This window comes from Clostridium sp. 1001283B150225_161107_B6, from assembly GCF_015556325.1.
GTDB lineage: Bacteria > Bacillota > Clostridia > Lachnospirales > Lachnospiraceae > Enterocloster.
Window position 1 is genome coordinate 1 of record NZ_JADNMD010000027.1, and the last position, 3,761, is coordinate 3,761.

Consider the following 3,761-nt stretch of genomic DNA (forward strand, 5'->3'; position numbering starts at 1 on the left):
TAGAGGTGGAAGTGCAGTAATGTACGGAGCTGACTAATACTAATCGGTCGAGGGCTTATCCAAAAAGGTTAAGGGAAGAGTGGTTTGTGAAACAATCGGAATTCAATATGTGGTTTTGAGGGTACGTAAAAGTACTTGAAATTTTATATCATCTGTGATATATTTATGACACGGTGATGACGGGGTGTGGCTCAGCTTGGCTAGAGCGCCTGGTTTGGGACCAGGAGGTCGCAGGTTCGAATCCTGTCACCCCGACTTTTAAACTAATATAATAACATCATGCGCGAGTGGCTCAGGGGTGGAGCACCACCTTGCCAAGGTGGGGGCCGCGGGTTCGAATCCCGTCTCGCGCTTTTTTGTTGTTTAACCGGAGTTTTGTATGTTTTATTCTGCAAAGCGGCCGGTTTTTTTGTGCTGTTTAAAATTTGCTGTCCCCAATCATGATTTTAGGTTCTTGTCCCCGCAGAACAGAAGTATATTGGAAGTATGAGAATAAAGGAGGACAACCAATATGAGAAAATGTTGGATGATGGTAATCACGGTGTTGCTTATCACTGCTGGGGCGAGTGTGAACGCATTTGCAGGGCAATGGAGGCAGGATGATACCGGCTGGTGGTATGAAAATGAGGACGGCACATATTTAAATAATGGATGGTCCTGGATTGACGGAAAATGTTACTATTTTAATATGGATGGCTACTGCCTTCAGGATACGCAGACTCCGGATGGGTACAGCGTTGATGCCCAAGGGGCCTGGAATGTGGGCGGAACGGTACAGATTCAGGAGCAGACCCAGGAGCAGGTGCCGGAACAGACTCAGGAACAGGCTCAGGATTGGGCTGAAGCAAAGCAGATTGATAATGTGGTAGTCACAGTGCCGGATGGGTTTATATTTCATTCCTCGGATGAAAGAGGAATCTATCTGATTGGCGGGGAAGGCGGCAGCCTTATCTGTGTCATGTCGGAATCCCTCTCGGACTTTGGAGGATATGCCGACCTGGTATACACATATCAGGAAAAATTGCTGGATACAGCTGTGGAAACCGAGCTGGGCACCCCTCAATCCAGAACAACCAGGCAGCTTCTCAGCGGAGAATGGTATTGTTATCATTACATGGATGCATCCTCACTGGGTATACCGGGCTTTTTGAAGGTTTACGCCAGAATCCATGGAAACAGACTGCAGATGGTCATGTTCGGAGGTTCTATTTCAGATCTGGACACAGAAGAAATAATGAACAGCTGCCTGTGTTTTTTGCCATAGGCAGCTTGACAGCAGGACGAAGTTATAGTAAGATGCAAGTGAACACTTGCGTTTGCGGAGGCATGATATGGATCAGACAGGGCAGAATATTATAGATGCAGCTATGGAGCTGGTGATGGAGAGAGGATATACGGCTACCACCACTAAGGATATAGCCAGGAGGGCCGGGGTAAATGAGTGTACCATCTTCAGAAAGTTCAAGGGTAAGAAAGAAATTGTGCTTCAGGCCATGGGACAGAAGAGATGGCATCCGGATTTGGAACCGGAAGACTTCATGAATTACACAGGCGGTCTGACAGAGGACCTGTGCAGGTTTTCACGGATTTACATGAATAAGGTTACCCCGGAATTTGTTAAGCTGTCCCTGGGACTGCGTACGCCGGAGCTGGCGGAGGATACAAAGGAAGGCATCCTGGCTATTCCGCTGGTTTTTAAAAATGGCCTTATGGAATATCTAAAAAAGATGCATGAGCAGGGGACTCTTATATCCGGCGATTATGAAAGCATGGCCATGATGTTTTTATCTCTCAATTTTGGCTTTGTGTTTTTTAAAGCTTCTTTTGGCCCAGGTTTAACTGAGATGGAAGCAGATGAGTATATTGGAACGATGGTAGATGTATTTGTCCGTGGAGTAACCAGGTAAGTACTTAAATATATGGTGCCTGTTGGTGCCATTTATTTTTATCAAACATGCAAGTGTATACTTGCAAAGAAAGGAGAAGGTATGAGCTGTTATTTTATTATCTCTGTTTTTTTGGAACCAGGAAAGGACAGGACGGATTACGACGATTACATAAGACTGGTCAGGCCCATTGTGGAGGAATATGGGGGAAGGTATGTGGTGAGAAGTGAAGGAATCGAATACATGGGAAAGGACTGGCAGCCGGACCGCTTTATTATAATTCGATTTCCGGACAGAGAAAGCATTGACCTGTGTTTTTCTTCTGATGCGTACAAAAACATCATGAGCAAAAGAGAGAATACAGTGGACAGCCGGGCCATCATTGTTATGGACGGAGAAATGTATGGGGACGAACGGGAAAAAGGAAATACAGAGGAGGAGAAAATGGGATGAAGATACATGAAGGAGTCCATCAGATGCGCATTTCGTTTAATGTCACACCTGAAATTTCCAGATACGTGCATGTGTACGTTTTAGAAGGAAAGAAGGGATGTTACCTGATTGATGCAGGGGTGAAAGGGTGTGATAAAAAAATTGGAGAATATATACATAAATTTGGAAAAAACAGAGAAAATATAAATGCTGTACTGTTGACGCACTCTCATCCGGACCATATTGGCGCCTTGAAATCCATAAAGAACACCTACTCATGCAGTGTATATGCCAGCAGGGGTGAACGGGATTGGATTGAAGATATTGACCTGCAGTATGAGAAACGCCCCATTCCCGGCTATTATAGTCTGGTGGATGGTTCGGTGCCGGTAGACCGGGTATTGTCAGATGGGGACCTGCTGGAGCTGGAGCCGGGGATTACCATTCAGGTAATAGGAGCGCCTGGCCATTCCAGGGAATCATTGTGTTTTTACTACAGGGAACATAAAATCCTCTTTACCGGGGATGCCATACCGGAGCCAACGGATGCTCTGATTTACGAAGACTCCCTGGCCAGTGAGACTACATTGATACGTCTGGAAGAACTGAAGGGCGTGGAACTGTATTGTCCGGCATGGGACAAGGTTTATGACAGCAGTACAGGTAAATCCGTGATTCATAACGGACTTTTGCGAATCTCTAAAATCAGGGAGTGTACAGAGGCACACAGAGGACAGATGCAGGAAGGAAGTCCCCAAGAGCTGTTTGAATTAATCTGTGAGGAAAGCAATTTGACCGAATATAAGAAAAATCCCCTGTTTATGCGTTCTGTCATGTCGGATTTAAGCCGGTGAAACAAAGAAAATCATAGGGATAATAGGGGGCTGGAATCAGGAAAGCGCAAAAAATGAAAAAAGTTGAAAAAACCTGTTGACATTTGTTGAAGCATCTGGTAAGATATCTCTTGCGCTGCGGTGAGTACCAAAGGCGCAAGAGAGTAAGAAAAAAGAAAATAAAAAAAGTTGTTGACAAACACTTGCAGCTGTGATAAGATATAAAAGTTGCTGCTGAACAAGCTGACAACAAAGAACCTTGATAATTGAAGATTAGACAGTATGTAAAACCCTGAAAATTCTAAAAACAAAAGGTCTGGTTTAGACCTTTGGATTTGAGAAAATTCAGAACAAAACCAAGTAATGAAGGTTAAAGATAACTAGCCAAGCTAAGTAGTCTGAAACCAAGGATATTCTCAGCGAATCATTCGCGGGGGTGTTCGCAAACGTAACGGTTCTGAGAGACGAACCGTAACTAATGTGAACTAAGCTTTCACGTAACACTCGTGAAAGACCTCGTGTAAGTGAAAAGCTTAAACATGAGAGTTTGATCCTGGCTCAGGATGAACGCTGGCGGCGTGCCTAACACATGCAAGTCGAACGAAGCAAT

The 3,761-nt window shown here is 44.7% G+C and carries 4 protein-coding genes, 2 tRNA genes and 1 rRNA gene; all 7 read left to right on the top strand.

The genetic code is table 11. The features are described from left to right. Positions 1-180: 180 nt before the first annotated feature. Positions 181-255: transfer RNA gene (locus tag I2H39_RS28700), tRNA-Pro, on the top strand. 26 nt (positions 256-281) lie between these two features. Next, positions 282-353: transfer RNA gene (locus I2H39_RS28705), tRNA-Gly, on the top strand. Between the two features lie 158 nt (positions 354-511). Then, positions 512-1,264, top strand: a complete 753-nt coding sequence (locus tag I2H39_RS28710) for a hypothetical protein (RefSeq protein WP_195628125.1) — start codon at positions 512-514, stop codon at positions 1,262-1,264. Positions 1,265-1,331: 67 nt separating this feature from the next. Next, positions 1,332-1,907 carry a TetR/AcrR family transcriptional regulator gene (locus I2H39_RS28715; protein WP_138311876.1) on the top strand — a complete coding sequence of 192 codons (576 nt, stop codon included), beginning with the start codon at positions 1,332-1,334 and terminating at the stop codon, positions 1,905-1,907. 111 nt (positions 1,908-2,018) lie between these two features. Continuing rightward, positions 2,019-2,339, top strand: a complete 321-nt coding sequence (locus I2H39_RS28720; protein WP_243281857.1) for a DUF1330 domain-containing protein — start codon at positions 2,019-2,021, stop codon at positions 2,337-2,339. After that, entirely contained in the window at positions 2,336-3,172 is an 837-nt protein-coding gene (locus I2H39_RS28725) for an MBL fold metallo-hydrolase (protein WP_195628127.1), read from the top strand. Before I2H39_RS28720 ends, I2H39_RS28725 begins: the two co-directional genes overlap by 4 nt. Positions 3,173-3,686: 514 nt before the next feature. Beyond that, positions 3,687-3,761 (top strand): 16S ribosomal RNA (locus I2H39_RS28730); the annotation flags it as partial.

What these genes read in the sequence shown, in the direction of transcription:
- I2H39_RS28710 (WP_195628125.1), top strand. Translation starts at nt 512, where the DNA reads ATGAGAAAATGTTGGATGATGGTAATCACGGTGTTGCTTATCACTGCT.
- I2H39_RS28725 (WP_195628127.1), top strand. Translation starts at nt 2,336, where the DNA reads ATGAAGATACATGAAGGAGTCCATCAGATGCGCATTTCGTTTAATGTC.
- I2H39_RS28715 (WP_138311876.1), top strand. Translation starts at nt 1,332, where the DNA reads ATGGATCAGACAGGGCAGAATATTATAGATGCAGCTATGGAGCTGGTG.